15 protein-coding genes and 1 pseudogene are annotated in these 17444 nt (G+C 47.0%); 5 read left to right on the forward strand and 11 right to left on the reverse strand.

Annotated elements, in window-relative coordinates; all coding sequences use genetic code 11:
• Window positions 1-18 precede the first annotated feature (18 nt).
• The 3 genes from VC159_RS09875 to VC159_RS09885 all read right to left on the reverse strand — a co-directional run bounded on the left by VC159_RS09875 (window position 19) and on the right by VC159_RS09885 (window position 4930).
• Complete coding sequence (locus tag VC159_RS09875) at window positions 19-2928, reverse strand: ribonucleoside-diphosphate reductase subunit alpha (protein ID WP_416350446.1); 2910 nt, start codon at window positions 2926-2928, stop codon at window positions 19-21.
• A gap of 331 nt (window positions 2929-3259) precedes the next feature.
• Window positions 3260-4078, reverse strand: coding sequence for a 1,6-anhydro-N-acetylmuramyl-L-alanine amidase AmpD (gene ampD, locus VC159_RS09880; RefSeq protein WP_323473481.1), 819 nt, complete (start codon window positions 4076-4078; stop codon window positions 3260-3262).
• Window positions 4079-4081: 3 nt separating this feature from the next.
• Complete coding sequence (locus VC159_RS09885; protein WP_323473482.1) at window positions 4082-4930, reverse strand: cytochrome C assembly family protein; 849 nt, start codon at window positions 4928-4930, stop codon at window positions 4082-4084.
• A gap of 20 nt (window positions 4931-4950) precedes the next feature.
• Here VC159_RS09885 and ffh point away from each other — a divergent pair, with 20 nt between their 5' ends.
• Window positions 4951-6333: a signal recognition particle protein gene (gene ffh, locus VC159_RS09890; protein WP_323473483.1), complete on the forward strand. Its 1383-nt coding sequence runs from the start codon at window positions 4951-4953 to the stop codon at window positions 6331-6333.
• On the opposite strand, the gene VC159_RS09895 is transcribed toward ffh, so the two are convergent.
• Entirely contained in the window at window positions 6334-8076 is a 1743-nt protein-coding gene (locus VC159_RS09895; protein WP_323473484.1) for a proline--tRNA ligase, read from the reverse strand. It lies immediately after the preceding gene.
• 48 nt (window positions 8077-8124) lie between these two features.
• Here VC159_RS09895 and VC159_RS09900 point away from each other — a divergent pair, with 48 nt between their 5' ends.
• Entirely contained in the window at window positions 8125-8724 is a 600-nt protein-coding gene (locus VC159_RS09900; protein ID WP_323473485.1) for an RNA pyrophosphohydrolase, read from the forward strand.
• The gene (locus tag VC159_RS09905) at window positions 8721-9284 is read left to right on the forward strand and encodes a CNP1-like family protein (RefSeq protein WP_215358951.1); all 564 of its coding nucleotides are present in this window, start codon (window positions 8721-8723) and stop codon (window positions 9282-9284) included. The genes VC159_RS09900 and VC159_RS09905 overlap by 4 nt, the downstream gene beginning before the upstream one ends.
• Before the next feature lie 32 nt (window positions 9285-9316).
• Here the strand turns inward: VC159_RS09905 and proB are convergent.
• The 4 genes and pseudogenes from proB to rplU all read right to left on the reverse strand — a co-directional run.
• Window positions 9317-10093: pseudogene (gene proB / locus VC159_RS09910) on the reverse strand (glutamate 5-kinase); the annotation flags it as partial.
• Window positions 10094-10114: 21 nt separating this feature from the next.
• Entirely contained in the window at window positions 10115-11203 is a 1089-nt protein-coding gene (obgE, locus tag VC159_RS09915) for a GTPase ObgE (RefSeq protein WP_323473486.1), read from the reverse strand.
• Between the two features lie 88 nt (window positions 11204-11291).
• A complete protein-coding gene (gene rpmA, locus VC159_RS09920) occupies window positions 11292-11552 on the reverse strand; it encodes a 50S ribosomal protein L27 (RefSeq protein WP_011902041.1) in 261 nt (86 codons plus the stop codon).
• Between the two features lie 19 nt (window positions 11553-11571).
• The gene (rplU, locus tag VC159_RS09925; RefSeq protein ID WP_011902040.1) at window positions 11572-11883 is read right to left on the reverse strand and encodes a 50S ribosomal protein L21; all 312 of its coding nucleotides are present in this window, start codon (window positions 11881-11883) and stop codon (window positions 11572-11574) included.
• A gap of 75 nt (window positions 11884-11958) precedes the next feature.
• Here rplU and VC159_RS09930 point away from each other — a divergent pair, with 75 nt between their 5' ends.
• Window positions 11959-12963 carry a polyprenyl synthetase family protein gene (locus tag VC159_RS09930; RefSeq protein ID WP_323473487.1) on the forward strand — a complete coding sequence of 335 codons (1005 nt, stop codon included), beginning with the start codon at window positions 11959-11961 and terminating at the stop codon, window positions 12961-12963.
• On the opposite strand, the gene VC159_RS09935 is transcribed toward VC159_RS09930, so the two are convergent.
• Window positions 12960-13895: a reductase gene (locus tag VC159_RS09935; RefSeq protein WP_323473488.1), complete on the reverse strand. Its 936-nt coding sequence runs from the start codon at window positions 13893-13895 to the stop codon at window positions 12960-12962. The two genes, VC159_RS09930 and VC159_RS09935, sit on opposite strands and share 4 nt — an antisense overlap.
• A gap of 56 nt (window positions 13896-13951) precedes the next feature.
• Here VC159_RS09935 and VC159_RS09940 point away from each other — a divergent pair, with 56 nt between their 5' ends.
• Window positions 13952-14719: a fumarylacetoacetate hydrolase family protein gene (locus tag VC159_RS09940; RefSeq protein ID WP_323473489.1), complete on the forward strand. Its 768-nt coding sequence runs from the start codon at window positions 13952-13954 to the stop codon at window positions 14717-14719.
• 86 nt (window positions 14720-14805) lie between these two features.
• Here VC159_RS09940 and VC159_RS09945 read toward each other — a convergent pair whose 3' ends face one another.
• Window positions 14806-15825: a 2-dehydropantoate 2-reductase gene (locus VC159_RS09945; protein WP_323473490.1), complete on the reverse strand. Its 1020-nt coding sequence runs from the start codon at window positions 15823-15825 to the stop codon at window positions 14806-14808.
• 104 nt (window positions 15826-15929) lie between these two features.
• On the reverse strand, window positions 15930-17345 hold the full coding sequence (locus tag VC159_RS09950) for a sodium:solute symporter family protein (protein WP_215358937.1): 1416 nt from the start codon (window positions 17343-17345) through the stop codon (window positions 15930-15932).
• Window positions 17346-17444: the final 99 nt, after the last annotated feature.

The following is a 17444-nucleotide window of genomic DNA, read 5'->3' on the forward strand; positions in this document are numbered from 1 at the left end:
GACCAATAAGCAAATCGCTTATTGGCATGCTTCACATTCTTCGAAACCAGCATCGCCTGGGCGCATTGTGCAAACTGGGCCATCAGCTTCTTGTGCAGCTGCCGCATCTGTACCATTTACGCCACCACCGCTAGAAACGGAGTTCAACTGACCACTAGCAACGGTTGATTTCTCAACGTGAGTTGCAGCCATTGTGCGGAGGTAATAAGTGGTTTTCAAGCCGCGCAACCAAGCCAACTTATAGGTGTCATCCAATTTCTTACCAGAAGCGCCACCCATGTAGATGTTGAGTGATTGAGCTTGGTCGATCCATTTCTGACGACGTGAAGCAGCTTCAACCAACCAGCTTGGCTCCACTTCGAAAGCAGTTGCATACAAATCACGCAAATCTTGTGGAATGCGGTCGATTTTGGACAAAGTGCCGTCAAAGTACTTCAAGTCAGCAATCATCACTTCATCCCAAAGACCGCGATCTTTCAAATCACGCACCAAGTACTCGTTTACCACTGTGAATTCGCCTGAAAGGTTAGATTTCACAAACAAGTTCTGGAAAGTAGGCTCGATACAAGCAGACACACCAATGATGTTCGAGATCGTTGCTGTTGGGGCAATCGCCACACAGTTGGAGTTACGCATACCGTGTTGCTTGATGCGTGCACGCAAACCGCTCCAATCCATAGTAGAGGAGTTATCCACTTCAACATAACCACCGCGCTCAGCCGCCAACATGGCTACTGAATCCTGCGGGAGAATGCCGCGATCCCATAAGGAACCTTTGTAGGTGCTGTAAACGCCGCGCTCTTCAGCCAATTCATTGGATGCTTGGTATGCGTAGTAGCAAACCGCTTCCATTGAAGAGTCAGCAAACTTCACAGCCTCATCGCTCGCATAAGGAATGCGTTGCATATGCAAGCAATCCTGGAAGCCCATGATGCCCATGCCCACTGGACGGTGCTTCAAGTTAGAGTTACGCGCTTTAGCTACTGCGTAGTAGTTGATGTCAATCACGTTATCGAGCATACGCATTGCAGTACGAACAGTTCTTTGGAGCTTCTCATGATCCAAAATCATCTTGCCGTTGGCATCAGTTGTCATGTGAGCAGTTAAGTTCACAGAGCCTAAGTTACAAACCGCAATCTCAGTCTCGTTTGTATTGAGGGTGATCTCAGTACAGAGGTTAGATGAGTGAACAACGCCAACGTGCTGTTGTGGGCTACGGATGTTGCAAGGATCTTTGAAAGTAATCCATGGGTGGCCAGTTTCAAACAACATGCCAAGCATCTTGCGCCATAACTGTTGCGCTGGAATGCGGCGGAATGGCTTCAATTCACCACGATCCGCTTTTTGCTCATAGGCAACATAAGCCTCTTCAAATGCTCTACCGAATTTGTCATGCAAATCTGGAGTGTTGGATGGCGAGAACAAAGTCCAATCGCCACCTTCCATGACACGCTTCATGAACAAGTCAGGAATCCAGTTTGAGGTATTCATATCGTGGGTACGACGACGGTCGTCACCAGTGTTCTTACGCAATTCCAAGAACTCTTCGATATCTAAGTGCCATGTTTCCAGGTAGGCACAAACTGCGCCCTTACGCTTACCGCCTTGGTTCACAGCAACTGCAGTGTCGTTTACCACTTTCAAGAATGGCACAACACCCTGTGATTTGCCGTTGGTACCTTTGATATGGCTTCCCAACGCACGAACGTTAGTCCAGTCATTACCCAAACCACCAGCAAACTTAGACAACAAAGCATTTTCTTTCAATGCTTCGTAAATTCCATCCAAATCATCATCTACAGTTGTCAAGTAGCAGCTAGAAAGCTGTGGACGAGTAGTTGCCGAGTTGAACAAGGTTGGTGTGCTGGACATGAAATCAAATGTAGACAGGATTTCATAGAACTCGATTGCACGACGTTCGCGATCCATCTCATTCAAAGACAAGCCCATTGCAACGCGCATAAAGAAAGCCTGCGGCATTTCAATACGACGCTCTTCAATATGCAAGAAATAGCGGTCATACAAAGTTTGCAAGCCAAGATAGTTAAACTGCAAGTCACGGCTGGCGTTCAAGGCTGCAGCCAAGCGTGGCAAGTCAAACTCACGCATGCGTGGGTCCAGCAACTCAGCAGAGATACCTTCATTGATGTACTTCGCAAAGTAAGTGCTGTATTCAGCTTGCGTATCGCCTTGCAATACTTCCTTACCAAAGATTTCTTTACGAATCACGTGCATCAAGATGCGCGCTGTTACTTGGCTGTATGCCGGATCTTTTTCAATCAAAGTACGGGAAGCCAAAATAGCAGAGTCGTACACCTGCGCCATTGGTACGCCGTCGTACAAGTTCTTAATGGTTTCAGTAATGATTGGAGTAGCGTCTATATGAGTACCCAAACCTTCGCAGGCCGCCTCAATCACAGTACGCAAAGCAGCCATATCAAGCCACTTCTCAATACCGTTGTCAGTTACCTTGATGCCAGACTCGCCAGCTTGATTCGCAGTTTGCGCTTCCTGGGAAACTTCTTGCTGAGCAGCACGCTCTTGATTGCGCTTTTCACGATAGAGAACGTAAGCACGAGCAACGTTGTGCTCACCACTACGCATCAAAGCCAATTCAACTTGGTCTTGAATATCTTCGATATGGAAAGTTCCGCCATTTGGGCGGCTACGCAACAATGCGCGCACAACAGAGTGAGTCAACTGCTCTACTTGTTCGCGAACACGTGCTGATGCAGCACCTTGTCCGCCATTAACCGCTAAAAATGCCTTAGTTACTGCAATCGCAATTTTGGATGGCTCAAATGCTACAACCGAACCATTACGGCGAATAATTTTGTAATCAGACAATTGGGTTGCCTGGGTGCCACCAACACCACCAGCCACAAAGCTGGCAGAAGGAGCTTGGTTTACCGCCCCTGCAGGACTCATTCCTGGGTTATTCGCTCCAGCTGGTTGGCCTGCTGTCTGTGGATTAGCGTATGTCATGTTGCTCCTGCGTATTTATATAGTTATTTGGACAAAATATCGTTAAAAAACAATGGGGTATTGCTAGATTCAAACACTACATCTAGTGTCTTGAAGCGCATTAGGCACTAAGTATAGGGAAATATTTGATAATTGGTAAGCCATTTATGACAAATATTTATTAGTACTTTTACTAAGTTTTCCACTTATTTTGGGGTCATTTTGGTGCGAATTTTTTGGCCCGTTTTAGACAAAGGCTAAAAAAGTAAGCGTACGCTCACATACAAAAGGAAGACTATCGAGGGCTTAGACCAAAAGGTAGTCGTTCAGGAAGAATGCCTGTCTCTTTTTGGAACTTTTTCCAGTCAAAATACATTCCAGGATCCGTTTTGCGATCAGGCGCAATGTCGCTGTGTCCTGCAAATTGCAAATGAGGATATGTGACTGCCAATTTCTGAATGAGATTTACCAAGACTTGATACTGAGCATCTTCAAATGGCGAATCTCCATCCCCCTCCATCTCAATACCAATCGAAAAGTCATTGCACTTTTCCCTGCCAAAAAATGATGAAACACCAGCGTGCCAAGCCTTGTTCTGTGTAGAGACAAACTGAATTAAATCTCCAGAGCGGGCAATCAAGAAATGGCTGGATACCTTTTGGTCTGCAATCTCCGCAAAATAAGGATGCGCATTTGGGTCCAGCTTGTTTTGGAAAAAATCAACAATATGCTGACTAGACGATTGCTTTCTGAACTCGCCTGGCGGAAGACTGATGTGATGAATCACCACTAGATCAGGGATAACATTTTCTGGTCTAAGGTCTTGGTTAGGTGAAACGCTCCATAGCGCATCACCAACCCAACCATTTGAATCGAGCGCATGCAGATGTTCTTTTGAGCAATAAAAACGGTCGTCAAAAGTGAAAGCTTCTGACTTGGGTAGATGCACTTTGCAACACTGACATTGCACCATTACCTCAGGCTCAGAAGGCCTCTCAGGCTTATTTTTACTAGGTTCAGAGGAATTTTCTGCGTTGAGCTGAGCTTGCTTCTTACCCTTAATCCAAAGGTAAACAAGGCTGGCACCCGCAAACAATAGAAGCCACTTAAACAATGGTTAAGCTCTCTGAAGAATCACTTCAACTACAAAGCGACTACCAACGTAAGCAAGCAACAAAGCGGTATAAGCACTTAATACCCAACGAATAGCTGCTCTGCCACGCAGCCCCACTCGCCAACGCGCTATCAAAAGACCGGCAAACAAAAACCAGGAGACCAAAGCAAAAATGGTTTTGTGGTCAAACATTAAAGGTTTGCCAAACAGGGTTTGCGAAAAGAGTAGGCCTGAGAAGACTGTCAAACTCAAAAGCGCAAAACCAACATAAAGCAAATTGAACAAAAGACTCTCCATCGTCATGAGCGGAGGTAGATCCTCCAACCAATGAGCAAGGCGGCCATTAGGAATGATTGCCAACTGACGATGCAACGCGCGATCTTGAACACTCATGAGCATGGCATGCATCGCCGCCAGACTCAGCAAGCCCACTGAGACAGTAGCCACCACGAAGTGCCCCTTAAACCAAGGATCCGAAACCGCTTTCGGTGAAAGCAATGTGCCTGGAAAAACAGTAGGCAAAAATGCGCAAATGAGCGCAAACATTAAGGCCATCCAACGTAAGCTTGAGATAGGTAAAAACCAAGATTGAAACCAATAAAAGGCCAGACCAACCCAAGCAATCAAGGACAAATCCTGTGCAAAACCAAATACAAAGCCTTGGGGGGTAAAGACGGAGTCATGCAATTGCACCCCATGAATCACCAAAATCACAAAAATGGCAGCCTGCACCAGAGTGCTTGAGAGGCGAGACTCCACGCCGCTCTTGGCTTTAAAGCCCAAAACCAGCAAAAGCGCTAAATAAAGTGCGGAAGGGAGCCATCCGTAACTTGAGTAACCTAAAATATCCATCTGGAAAGTCTAATCGATAAATGCTAGAAAACCTCACCGACCGTCTATCACGCGTTGTTAAAACAATGCGGGGGCAGGCCCGCCTCACCGAAGCCAATACCGCAGAAATGCTGCGGGAAATCCGCTTGGCCCTATTGGAAGCTGACGTAGCGCTGCCGGTAGTCAAGTCTTTGCTGGAACAAATTAAATTTAAAGCCCTTGGCGAGGAAGTGGTTGGAAGCCTTAGTCCTGGACAAGCCCTGGTTGGCGTAGTTCAACGTGAGCTCGCCCAAGTCATGACGGGCGATACCAATCAAAGTGGCGAACTCAATCTAGCAACCCAGCCTCCTGCAGTGATCTTGATGGCGGGCTTACAGGGTGCGGGTAAAACGACATCTGTCGGCAAACTCGCTAAGTGGCTACAAGAGAAAAAGAAAAAGAAAGTTCTGACTGTTTCTTGTGACGTTTATCGTCCCGCTGCGATTGAGCAATTAGAAACTGTTACTAAGCAGGTTGGCGCCGAGTTTTTTCCGAGCGACATTAGTCAAAAACCAAATGATATTGCTGTAGCTGCCCTAGATTGGGCACGCCGCCATTACTTTGATGTGGTGATTGTGGATACTGCAGGTCGTCTTGGTATTGATGAAGCACTCATGCAAGAAATCAAGACCTTGCATGCCAGCCTAAATCCAATCGAAACCTTATTCGTAGTTGACGCCATGCTGGGACAAGATGCTGTCAATACCGCCAAAGCCTTCCACGACGCCCTGCCACTAACTGGTGTGATCCTCACCAAGCTGGATGGCGACTCTCGCGGTGGTGCGGCCCTCTCCGTTCGTCAAGTAACTGGTGTACCGCTCAAATTTATCGGCGTTGCCGAGAAGATGGATGGTCTAGAGGCATTTGATGCCGAACGCATGGCCAACCGTATCTTGGGCATGGGCGATATTCTGGCTCTGGTTGAGCAGGCTCAACAACACGTTGATGTCACCAAAGCAGAAAAATTGGCCAGCAAGATTTCTAAAGGTGGTTTTGATCTAGAAGATTTTCGAGATCAACTGATGCAAATGCAAAAGATGGGTGGCATGGCGAGCTTGATGGACAAATTACCAAGCCAAGTTGCCCAAGCGGCCTCCAAAGCAAATCTCAGTAATGCAGATAAACAAACTACGCGTATGCGCGGCATTATTGATAGCATGACCCCTCGCGAGCGCAGAAAACCTGAGCTACTCAAGGCCAGTCGTAAGCGCCGCATTGCTGCGGGATCTGGAGTAGAGGTGCAAGAAGTGAATCGCCTACTTGCTCAGTTTGAGCAAATACAGACCATGATGAAGCAATTCAAAGGCGGAAAAATGGCGCGCACCATGGCTACCATGGCTGCAAAAGGAGCCGCCAAGGGTATTGGCGGGCTCTTCAAAAAATAATTAATTAACTAAAATCTTTGCTGCTTGAACTGCAGCAATCACTTTTGCTTTGATGTCATTTAGTGGAATATTTTGGGATTCAGAATCAGCGCGGCCCTTAAATTCCACTTGAGAGTCTGCCAAGCCACGATCACCAATCACTACACGGAATGGTGCTCCAATCAGCTCCCAATCAGCAAACATGGCGCCTGGGCGCTCATTGCGATCATCCAGAATCACATCAATTCCAGCCGCTAGTAGCTCGTCATGCAACTGATCACATGCGGCCTTAACTGCTTCTGATTTCTCGTAACCCATCGGGCAAATCACCACCTCGAATGGCGCCATTGAGATTGGCCAGATAATGCCTTTCTCGTCATGACCCTGCTCAATGGCAGCACCAAGCAAACGAGTAACGCCAATCCCGTAACAACCCATCACCATTGGCTGAGCTTTGCCCTGTTGATCTAAGTAAGTGCAACCCATTGCTTCCGAATAACGAGTGCCCAATTGAAATACATGCCCGACTTCAATACCGCGGCAAATATCCACAACCCCTTTGCCATCCGGTGATGGATCGCCCATCACTGCGTTACGAATATCCAAAACCAAGGGCTCAGGCAAATCACGACCCCAATTCACACCAGTCAAGTGATGACCAGCTTCATTGGCGCCACAAACAAAGTCAGCCATATTGGCAACGGTGCGATCAGCAACAACCGTCACATCAGCGCTGACTCCAACAGGACCTAAATAACCTGCTGGCGCATTACAAGCTTGTTTGATTTCTGCCTCAGTAGCAAAGCGTGATTCCGCCATACCTGGAATTTTGCTTGCCTTGACTTCGTTAAGCTCATGGTCACCGCGCACCAACAACATAAAGAGTTTTGCTGGCCCTTCATCTTGATCAGCAGCAAACAGCAAAGACTTTACGGTGCTTTCAAGAGGAATATTTAAGAACTTAGCCACATCAGCACAGTTCGTCTTATCGGGCGTTGGCACCTTGGTCATCGCAGCAGATGCAGCAGCACGAGCAGCAATCAAAGCCAATGATTCGGCAGCTTCTAAATTTGCTGCGTAATCAGAACTAGGGCAATACACAATCGCATCTTCACCAGTATCAGCAATCACGTGGAACTCTTGACTGCCAGAACCACCAATCGCTCCATTGTCTGCGGTTACAGCACGGAACTGAAGGCCCATACGCTTAAAGATACGGGTATAAGCATCAAACATGATTTGATAGGATTTCTTGAGACCCTCAACATCGCGATCAAATGAGTAAGCATCTTTCATGCTGAATTCGCGACCACGCATGATGCCGAAACGTGGGCGACGCTCATCACGGAACTTGGTTTGAATTTGATAAAAATTGATTGGTAGTTGTTTGTAACTCTTCACTTCATTGCGAGCCAAATCAGTAATGACCTCTTCAGAAGTTGGTTGAATCAAAAAATCGCGATCATGGCGATCTTTGATACGCAGCAACTCTGGCCCCATCTTTTCCCAACGACCAGTCTCTTGCCACAATTCAGCAGGCTGAATCATTGGCATGAGCAATTCAATTGCGCCAGCACGATTCATTTCCTCGCGAATGATGTTTTCTACTTTGCGGATAACCTTCAAACCCAGCGGCAAATAGTTATAAATGCCTGCGCTGAGCTTACGAATTAAACCTGCACGCACCATAAGTTTGTGCGAAACCACCTCAGCGTCGGAGGGGGCTTCTTTTAGCGTGGCGAGAAATGATTGTGAGGCTTTCATGTATGGATATAATCAAATCGTTGATTTTAAAGGATTTGAGGCACGATCATGCTTGACCGTGAAGGGTATCGCCCGAATGTCGGCATTGTCCTCCTCAACAGCCGTAACGAGGTTTTCTGGGGAAAACGCGTTGGGCAGCATTCGTGGCAGTTCCCGCAGGGCGGGATTCAGCATGGTGAAAGCCCTGAACAGGCTATGTACCGCGAATTGCAAGAGGAGGTTGGCTTACTGCCGGAGCATGTCCAAATTATTGGACGCACCAGGGATTGGCTTCGCTACGACGTCCCTGAGGAATACTTGCGCCGCCAAAACTCTACTAGGGTCCATAGAGCAGCATACCGAGGTCAAAAACAAATTTGGTTTCTCTTGCGTCTAGTAGGTCTAGATAGCGATATCCAACTCCGCGCTTCAGAACATCCTGAGTTCGATGCCTGGCGCTGGGTCCCATTTTGGATTCAATTAGATGCAGTCATTGGCTTTAAACGTGAAGTCTATCAACTTGCGCTTTCAGAATTAGCGCGTTTCCTATCCCGCGGCGTACGCATGCAGCAGCTTGCCTGGGGATCTCCTCTTGATTTAATTCAGTCTTTTTACGGTGGTACTCACGAACACCCGAAAGATGGCAACCCAAACGACCAATCCACATGACCACTTCCCTAAAGCGCCTTTACCTCTCGTGCTGCACCGCAATCCTCGGCCTAGCATTATCTGCATGCGGTGGAGATGCGCTCATTAGTGGCGTAGATCCTTTTGCACCCATGGTGTTTAAAGAAGGGACAACTGCTATGCCCCTGAACCCCCCAAACCAATCTACCCTGTTACCCTTTTACGTTTCTCAACGCACCATCTTTAAATTTGCCGTGGATACCGATTCGATATTGATTGGCGCAGATGGCATCACACGATATATCGTTGTTATTAGCAGCCCAAGCGGAAGCCAACAAACTCAATACGAAGGTATTCGCTGTGATTCATTTCAGTGGCGTCTCTATGGCACCCTAGAGAGCGGTGTTTGGAAAGAAAATCCTTTGGGTAGTTGGAAAAATATTCAAAGCGATATACCCAATCGCTATCAGGCCTCATTAGCTCAAGGCGCTTTTTGCAACTTCAACTCTCAAGAAAAGAACATCAAAACCATTTTGCATTCTCTCAACCCCAATGGCTTTATTGGCGGGCAAAAGCCAACCAATTCAATCGGTATTCAATAAAAAGTTGCGGTCTACGCACTTGGCGCTTAGTTGGCGCTCAAGTAGGTGCCTATTTTCTCGCCCGCCATTAAGCGAGTAAGCACATGGGGTTCGCGCCCAGAGGCAATCACTGTTGCCGCACCGGTTTGCACGGCAATCTTTGCTGCTAGCACCTTAGTCAACATGCCGCCCTTACTGAGCTCACTAGCAGCACCGCCTGCCATTTTTTCCAAAGCAGGATCTCCTGCAATGGCATCAGCAAGCAATGTGGCATTTGGATTTTGACGTGGATCTGCAGTAAAGAGACCACCTTGGTCAGTCAAAATCACCAAAAGATCCGCATGAATTAAATTGGTTACTAAAGCAGCAAGGCTATCGTTATCGCCGAATTTAATTTCATCGGTTACTACTGTGTCATTCTCATTGATGATGGGAACTACACCCAACTTCAACAAAGTATTGAGGGTAGCTCTAGCATTAGCATTACGTTCAGCGTCAGCCAAGTCTGCATTGGTTAATAAGACCTGAGCACTGCGGAGATTAAAGCGTGCAAAACAGCTTTCATAAACCTGAACTAAACCCATTTGACCAACTGCCGCAGCGGCTTGAAGTTGGTGAATTTCTTGCGGGCGCTTAGTCCAACCCAGGCGCTGCATACCTTCAGCAATAGCACCTGAGCTCACCATTAATACCTCATGACCAGCTTTTAATAGCCCAGCCATTTGCTCAGCCCACATCGCAATCGCAGCATGATCTAAGCCTTCACCATTATTAGTAACTAGGCTAGATCCTACTTTGACAACAATCCGTTGAGTTTTTTTAGCGTTCATAGAAAAGGGCAAATGAAATATTTAATCTGGTTTTTTATCTTCTAGCTGATCTTGATAACGTGGATCTTGAGCGCGCTCATCAGCATCATCTCGGTCACGACGTACAGAATCCAAATAATCCTGCAAAGAATAACAAAGCTTATCGCAACCCAAGCCTGTTAAGGCTGAGATCTCAAAGACAGGGCCTTTCCATTTAAAGCGCTTGATAAAGTCCGCAACCACTTCCTTGCGATCTTCTTCGGGGATCATGTCCACTTTATTTAAGACTAGCCAACGTGGCTTCTCAACCAAAGCTTCGTCGTACTTACGCAATTCATTCACAATCGCTATAGCATCTGCCACTGGATCAATATTCGCATCAAATGGAGCAATATCAACCAAATGCAGCAACACCCCTGTGCGTTGTAAATGGCGCAAGAATCGATGACCCAGACCAGCGCCTTCAGCCGCACCTTCAATCAAACCAGGAATATCAGCAATCACAAAACTGCGCTCAGCTCCCACACGCACTACACCCAAATTTGGATGCAAAGTGGTAAAAGGATAATCCGCAATCTTTGGACGCGCATTCGAAACTGCAGTAATCAGGGTAGATTTACCGGCATTAGGCATACCCAATAAACCGACGTCAGCTAATACCTTTAATTCAAGCTTAAGCTTACGACGTTCGCCTTCTTTGCCATTTGTCTTTTGGCGTGGCGCTCTATTCGTACTGCTCTTAAAGTGAATATTGCCCCAACCACCAACACCGCCCTGCGCCAAACATAGGCGCTCACCATGTGTAGTTAAGTCAGCAATGGGCTCACCAGTTTCATAATCGGCAATGATTGTGCCAACTGGCATCCGCAACTCGATATCGTCACCGGCTCGACCATAGCAATCGGCGCCACGACCAGGCTCACCATTTTTTGCGGTGTGCGTTTTTGCATAGCGGTAATCAATCAGAGTATTGATATTGCGATCGGCTATTGCCCAGACGCTACCGCCTTTGCCGCCGTCACCACCATCAGGCCCGCCAAATTCAATGAACTTTTCGCGGCGCATAGAGGCACTCCCGGCGCCACCTTGCCCGGCTATCACTTCAATACGTGCTTCGTCTATAAATTTCATGAATAAAAAAGGCCTCGCTTAGCGAGGCCTGTTCCTAAGAGTTAAATTCGGAATAAATCTGAATCAAACGTGTCTCAGTCAGGCTACCCTATGAACGAGGCAAGACTGAAACTTGGGCCTTCTTCAAAGCACCCTTAACGCCGAATTCCACTTGTCCGTCAATCAAGGCAAACAAAGTGTGATCTTTACCAATACCAACGTTAGCACCTGGATGAACACGTGTGCCACGTTGACGAATGATGATGCTGCCAGCATTAATATGCTCGCCGCCAAATACCTTAACGCCTAAGCGTTTCGATTCTGAGTCGCGGCCATTTCGTGTTGAGCCGCCGCCTTTTTTCTGTGCCATATCTTTCTCCTACCCTGAATTAGGCTTTAATCGTGTTGATCAAAATTTCAGTGAAATTCTGACGATGGCCTTGGTGCTTTTGATAATGCTTGCGACGGCGCATCTTAAAGATTGTCACTTTATCGTGACGTCCCTGGGAGACGACAGTGGCCATCACAGCTGCACCATTAACCAATGGATCACCCAACTTCAGTGAAGCGCCTTCGCCAACGGCGAGGACTTGGTCAAGAGTGATTTCGCTGCCGATTTCCGCTGGTATCTGTTCTATTTTCAATTTTTCGCCTGCAGCAACTTTATATTGTTTGCCACCGGTTTTTATGACCGCGTACATGGTTTGAAACCTCAATTAATATCTACATTTAAGCTAATCCACCCTGGACCAGCTAAGCCGATTATTATATCTTGCATGCCCAGCACTGTCAAAATCAATGACTTAAGCCAAATCCTGGCCCCAATTACCTTAGATTTCAAGGCTTTAGATGAGGTTATTCGTCAGCGTTTAGCCTCAAAAGTCGCTTTAATTGACCAAATCTCGACCTATATCATCCAGGCCGGGGGTAAACGGGTCAGACCCGCCCTACTGATGCTGGTGGCCAAAGCCCTAGCCAATGGCAAAGAAACGCCCCACACCCTGGAAATGTCAGCCGTAGTCGAATTTATCCACACCGCCACCCTGCTTCATGATGATGTGGTCGATGAATCTACCCTCAGGAGGGGGCGCGAGACTGCCAATGCGGCTTTTGGCAATGCGGCCAGCGTTCTAGTGGGCGACTTCTTGTATTCCAGAGCCTTTCAAATGATGGTCGGCCCAAATGACCTTCGAGTCATGCAAATTCTGTCAGACGCAACCAATACGATTGCCGAAGGCGAAGTTTTGCAACTTCTCAATATGAATGACCCAGAAGTAGACGAAGCGAGCTATTTGCAGGTCATTCGTTACAAGACAGCGAAGCTCTTTGAGGCTTCTACTGAGCTTGGCGCCATCCTGGCTAATGCCACCGATGCACAACGCGAACAAGCCGCTGCATTTGGACGTCATATCGGTACCGCTTTTCAGTTGATGGATGACTTGCTGGACTACACTGCCAACGCTGCACAGATGGGGAAAAATGCTGGTGATGATTTACGGGAAGGCAAGCCTACGCTCCCACTAATTTATTTACTAGAAAATGGTAGTAACGAAGAGCGTCTTTTAGTGCGCGCAGCAATCGAGCAAAACCAAGATTTACCAGACGATGTGTTTGCACAAATCCTTGCTGCCGTCCAAAATTCTGGCGCCCTGGATTACACCCAAGCGGCAGCAAAACGCGAGGCAGACCTCGCCTTGGCTTGCCTCAAAGACTTCCCGGCAAACGAAGCCAGCGCAGCGCTAGAGGCTCTATGCGCCTACTCTCTAACGAGACAAACTTAAGCTCCTAAAGTATTGACTCGGAGCTCACGTGCAGTAATTCGTACTTGCTCTGCCTCTTCACGTAAGCGTGCAATTTCTTGCGGTGATAACTGCTCTAGATTGGAATAATCTAATTTCCACGATGGATCTTCTGACCATACCAATGGAGATTGAACTGTTGTGCGGGCTGCAGGAGCTGACTCCAAAAGCTGCAAGGCCAGCTCAAAATTCAAATCCTGAGAAGGCACATCATTTGGTTTTGCAGCCGCATTACCCAATGGCAAATCACTAAATAAAAGTCGCGGTACTCCGCAATACTCAACAATATCTTTAGCGGCGCCCATCACGACTGTTGAAATTCCTGCAGCCTCCAAATAACGCGCTAGTAAACTTTGGTTCTGATGACATATTGGACAATTCGGAATTAATACCGCCACATCCACGCTGTCAGCTTGCATCATTTCTAAAATGCGGGGGGCGTCACTCTCCAATGTGTGACGCTGACTCCGATTAGTTGGTAGGCCATAGAAGTTTGCTGAAACCGCACCTACTCTTCCCGCTGCAAGCGCTCGTTTAGCAGCGTCCAGTGGAAACCAACAATTGCTGTCTTCCATATTGGCATTCTTGCGATCAATCCCCACATGGGCAATTCGCAAATCGATACTTCCTTCGATCGACTGTTGATAGGGCTGATAAAACTTGGCTGCAGCATTGTAAGAAGCGCCCTGGCCTTGAGGTCCTTTACTGGGGTCATGAGGAACGGCCGTAGTAATGAGACCCAAGACAGATTGCGCAAGTGACTTTTTCAGCGGAGTAAATGGCACATCAACATAGTGAGCCCATACATACGGATTCTCATAGCCCAAACCCAAGTAGTAGCTGCGAGTGCGATCCATGTAGCGAATCGGCTGATCCTGTTCTGGTGCAAATATGAGCTCAGAAGTCTTAGACATCAATCCATCCCTGTAAGATATTGCATATCAAATATTTAACCTCATAGGAACTCATTATGGCTCAGTGGCTTAGATTTCAACATCAAGGAAAAAGTAGTTTGGGACAAGTACAGGGCGACCAAATCGCAGTGTATGAGGGTGATTTATTTCAGGGACCCAAAGCCACCGGTGAAACCCTCAAGCTTGCTGATGTAACGATTGATATCCCATGTACTCCCTCCAAGATGGTTGCCATGGTCGATAACTTCCATGCACTGGTAACGAAGCTTGAGCATGCCGTACCGGCAGAGCCTTTGTACTTTCTCAAGGGAAATAACTCCTTCTTAGCAGCCAACCAAGTGATTCGCACTCCCAAGTCCTATTCCGGAAAAGTCGTTTATGAAGGGGAGCTTGGTATTGTGATCGGCAAACGCTGTCATGAAGTAGATGAGGCGGAAGCAGCTAAAGCCATCTTTGGCTATACCTGCATCAATGATGTCACCGCAATTGAAATCCTGAACCGCGACCCTGGTTATGCACAGTGGACTCGCTCTAAGAGCTTTAATACCTTTGGCGTATTCGGCCCCTACATCACTACCGATGTAGATCCGAGCAAGCTAACGATCAAAACCATTCTCAATGATCAAGAGCGTCAAAACTATCCGATTGCGGACATGATTTTCGCGCCCGCAAAATTAGTGAGTCTGATTTCCCAGGATGTGCCGCTTGAAGCTGGAGACATCATTGCCTGTGGCACTTCCGTTGGCGTTGGTTCCATGAAGCCTGGCAGCAATGTCAGCATCATTATTGATGGCGTTGGCCAACTAGATAATCGCTTCGAGTAATACTTCGAATAACTCTTAGCGCTAAAACAAAAACCCTTGCTATGTTCAGTAGCAAGGGTTTTTCTATTTCGAGAAACTTTGCTTTTTTAGTAGCCCGATACCGATGGCAATGCCAAGCTTCCCTTAGAAGCCTGAACGTTTTCATCCAAGTACTTAGTCAAAGCAAATACAGTATTTAAGCAAGGTGTTGGAGTTTGAGTGATCTTGCCTAGCTCAATCACCGATCCTAATAAAGCATCAATCTCCAAGCTGCGGCCCGCTTCCAGGTCCTGCAACATCGAGGTTTTGTGCTTACCCACTTTTTCGGCACCAGCGATGCGACGCTCGATATCGACACGGAAAGTCACGCCTAACTTCTCAGCAATCGTCTGCGCTTCAGCCATCATGTTACGAGCCAACTCTTTGGTTAATGGGTATTGGCAAATACCTTCCAAGGTGCCATGTGTCAGCGAGCTAATTGGATTGAAAGTCATATTGCCCCAAAGCTTGAGCCAAATTTCGGAGCGGATATCATCCAAAATGGGAGACTTAAATCCAGCCGCACCCATCATCTCGGATATCTTCTGAATGCGCTCCGTAGTCTTGCCATCCAACTCACCCAATGGGAAACGATTACCTTCAACGTGACGAATCACGCCAGGAGCTTGAGTGAAGGTTGCTGGATAGACAACGCAACCAATAATGTTGTCTGGGTTAATAGCGTTCTTAGCGATACCACCAGCATCTACCGTTTCCACTGAATGATCTTGATACTCGCCACCCAACTTCTGGAAATACCACCAAGGAATTCCGTTTTGCATTGGGATCAAAATAGTTTCGGGACTCATGATGGCCGCCAAATCATCAATGATCGGCTCTACTTGATGAGCCTTCACCGCAAGAATCACAACATCAGGAGTCTCGGCATCACGAATTTTTTCTACCGCTTTAACTTGCGCAACCAAAGGTTCTGGTTGGTCATCCATAATTAAAGCCAGGCCACGCTCTTTAATTGCAGCCAAAGTAGCGCCGCGTGCAACAACAGTTACCTCATTGCCCGCTCGCGCCAACATGACAGCTAAGTAGCCGCCAATAGCGCCACCCCCGCCGATCACACAGATTTTCATAGGAACTCCATAAGAATAAAAAATTTTGTATTACTGTCATATTAGAGGAGATCATTTTGCGGTGCAATGTAATCTTATTGCCTATTTTTTAAGCAAATCACTCTCTAAACAGCTTTTAATGAGTCTTTCGGAACAAGGCTACCCAAGATCATGCCGGCAATACTGGCAAATAGGCCGGCCAATTGGGGTGGCAAAATGGCATTCGGAGCTAAAGTCTCGCAACTGATCCAGATGGTTAAGCCTCCCACTACAGCCAACAATCCCCCCAAGGAGTTAGCCCTAGGCCAGTACACCCCGAACGCTAGTGGGACAAATGCAGCAACCAGCGTCACTTTATAGGCACTCTCCACCATCTTAAAAATAGAAAGCTCGGAGTTCACCGCAAAGAAAGTGACCACTACTGCAAAACACAAAACCGTAATCCGCATGACTTTTAACAAATCCTGATCAGATAAATGCTTGAAAAAACCTCGCACAATATTCTCAGCAAACGTAACTGATGGCGCTAATAAGGTTGCGCTGGCACAACTCTTAATGGCTGAGAGGAGTGCGCCAAAGAACATCACCTGGGCAATAAGTGGTGCATGGTTAAGGATTAACTTAGGCAAGATCATCTGTGGATCGGTGGTGAGGTATTCCTTGACCAAATCCGGGCTAATCAAGGTTGCTGAGTAAGCTAAATACATCGGTACAAAAGCAAAAATAAAGTAAAGCACGCCGCCTAGCAAAGCTGCTTGAACGGCAATGTTCACATTCTTAGATGAGGTAATTCGTTGAAAGACATCTTGCTGCGGAATAGATCCCAGCATCATGGTGCATAAGGCAGCAACAAAGCCCAAAATCGAAGCCAAATTCATATCCGGCCAGAAGTTACTAAATTGGCCAGCAGCGGCTGCATGCTCAATCACTACCCCAATTCCACCAGTCTGTGAGGTCATCTCACCGCCGATATAGAGCATACCAATCACGATGATGATCATCTGGATGAAGTCTGTAATAGCAACCGACCACATCCCGCCAAAGAGGGTATAGATCAATACGCTAGCAGCACCAATCATCATGCCGCCTGTTTGAGAAATACTTCCTTCAGAGACAACATTAAATACCAACCCTAGAGCTTTAATTTGTGCAGCAACCCAACCCAAGTAAGAAACAACAATACAAAGGGTTACTAAAACCTCAACCGTGCGGCCATACTTCTCGCGAAAAAAATCACCAATAGTAAGCATGCGACGGTTATAAAGATGGCGAGCAAAAAAGAGTCCCACCAAAATTAAACAAAGAGAGGAACCAAAGGGATCTGCAACCACTCCCCCCAAGCCCTCCTTTAGAAAAGTGGCCGGAATCCCTAAAACGGTTTCAGAACCAAACCAGGTCGCAAATACTGTAGCAGTCACAATCGGCAAAGGAAGGCTATGACCAGCTGCAGCAAAGTCAGCAGTATTTTTGACTCGCAGGGCTGCCCACAAGCCAATGCCAACTGAGATAACCCAGTAAATGATGACAAACCAAATTAGCACGCCCGAATACTCCTTGTGAAATTTGATGAAATTATATGGCTATGTCACTTTTGGTAGTTAGTAAAAAGTACCAATTTGGATCGCTCCACTGAGAGCATC

The organism is Polynucleobacter sp. JS-JIR-II-c23 (genome assembly GCF_035011225.1).
Taxonomy (GTDB): domain Bacteria; phylum Pseudomonadota; class Gammaproteobacteria; order Burkholderiales; family Burkholderiaceae; genus Polynucleobacter.

Excerpts from the sequence above, each read along its gene's own strand:
- VC159_RS09875 (WP_416350446.1), bottom strand. The coding sequence starts at position 2,928 with ATGAGTCCTGCAGGGGCGGTAAACCAAGCTCCTTCTGCCAGCTTTGTG.
- ffh (WP_323473483.1), top strand. The coding sequence starts at position 4,951 with ATGCTAGAAAACCTCACCGACCGTCTATCACGCGTTGTTAAAACAATG.
- VC159_RS09895 (WP_323473484.1), bottom strand. The coding sequence starts at position 8,076 with ATGAAAGCCTCACAATCATTTCTCGCCACGCTAAAAGAAGCCCCCTCC.
- VC159_RS09900 (WP_323473485.1), top strand. The coding sequence starts at position 8,125 with ATGCTTGACCGTGAAGGGTATCGCCCGAATGTCGGCATTGTCCTCCTC.
- VC159_RS09905 (WP_215358951.1), top strand. The coding sequence starts at position 8,721 with ATGACCACTTCCCTAAAGCGCCTTTACCTCTCGTGCTGCACCGCAATC.
- VC159_RS09885 (WP_323473482.1), bottom strand. The coding sequence starts at position 4,930 with ATGGATATTTTAGGTTACTCAAGTTACGGATGGCTCCCTTCCGCACTT.
- rplU (WP_011902040.1), bottom strand. The coding sequence starts at position 11,883 with ATGTACGCGGTCATAAAAACCGGTGGCAAACAATATAAAGTTGCTGCA.
- VC159_RS09945 (WP_323473490.1), bottom strand. The coding sequence starts at position 15,825 with ATGAAAATCTGTGTGATCGGCGGGGGTGGCGCTATTGGCGGCTACTTA.
- VC159_RS09940 (WP_323473489.1), top strand. The coding sequence starts at position 13,952 with ATGGCTCAGTGGCTTAGATTTCAACATCAAGGAAAAAGTAGTTTGGGA.
- VC159_RS09935 (WP_323473488.1), bottom strand. The coding sequence starts at position 13,895 with ATGTCTAAGACTTCTGAGCTCATATTTGCACCAGAACAGGATCAGCCG.
- rpmA (WP_011902041.1), bottom strand. The coding sequence starts at position 11,552 with ATGGCACAGAAAAAAGGCGGCGGCTCAACACGAAATGGCCGCGACTCA.
- VC159_RS09930 (WP_323473487.1), top strand. The coding sequence starts at position 11,959 with ATGCCCAGCACTGTCAAAATCAATGACTTAAGCCAAATCCTGGCCCCA.
- obgE (WP_323473486.1), bottom strand. The coding sequence starts at position 11,203 with ATGAAATTTATAGACGAAGCACGTATTGAAGTGATAGCCGGGCAAGGT.